Genomic DNA, 859 nt, shown 5'->3' on the forward strand with positions numbered 1-859 from the left:
GCGCCCACGCGGCGGTAGCCGCAAATCAGATGCAGCCCCGCGCCCCTGAGGAGAGGGGTGCCTGCGGACTCGTTCTGGCTGCGGGTCGGTGGGGGCTTGTCGCGCAGTTCCCCGCGCCCCTTCGGGGGCGCCCCAGTTGGCCGGAGTTCGCAAGCCGCCCCCAGCTAGGCGGCTGTGCCCCTTCTCGCGATGATTCGGTACGTGTTCGCGAAGCGGGTTCTGCGGAGGAGGGGGGCCAGGGTGTGGTCCAGGGCCCGGGTTGCCGCCAGGAACGGGGCCGCCGCTCGGAGCAGTGGGGTTCGGTGGGACGGGAGAGCCCGGGTCAGGGCCAGGGAGAGGGCGCCTGTCAGGTCGTAGGGGATGTGGGGGGACCGGTGGTCCGTCGCGATGATCGCGCAGTGCTGGGACTCCAGTTCCGCCACCAGGTTGGCCTGCGGCATCAGGTGGAGGTGGCGGGGCTGGGCGTACCAGGGCCACCACTTGCCCAGCAGGGTGCCGAACGCGCAGTGCGGGTCCGGGACCTCGATCAGGAGGTGGCCGCCGGGGCGGAGGGCCCTGAGGGCGGCCCGTAGTTCCTCGCGGGGGTCCTGGGTGTGCTCCAGGTGATGGAACATGCTGACGACGTCGTAGNNCTCGTCCGTGAGGCGGCCCCGGTAGGCCTCCTCGATGCGGCCGGAAGCGCGGGCCTTCTGGACGCGGCGGGTGGTGTCCACGCCGTCGAAGGCCGTGTACGGGAAGTAGCGCTTCGCCGCCGCCGGGAAGTCTCCCTGGCCTGTACCCACGTCCAGCCAGCTCTCCGGTTCCGGGAACGGGAGCATCGCGCGGGCCGCCGCGCGGTGGCGGCGGGGCGAGGCCGGGT

The 859-nt window shown here is 72.8% G+C and carries 1 protein-coding gene and 1 pseudogene; both read right to left on the bottom strand.

The window, feature by feature from the left end:
* Window positions 1-164: 164 nt before the first annotated feature.
* Window positions 165-630 (bottom strand): class I SAM-dependent methyltransferase (locus tag AOK08_RS38565; RefSeq protein ID WP_241827286.1); only part of this gene is annotated, 466 nt, incomplete at its 5' end.
* Between the two features lie 2 nt (window positions 631-632).
* Window positions 633-859 (bottom strand): annotated as a pseudogene (locus AOK08_RS48110) (methyltransferase type 12); the annotation flags it as partial.

It is taken from the genome of Streptomyces graminilatus (assembly GCF_001418565.1).
GTDB lineage: Bacteria > Actinomycetota > Actinomycetes > Streptomycetales > Streptomycetaceae > Streptomyces > Streptomyces graminilatus.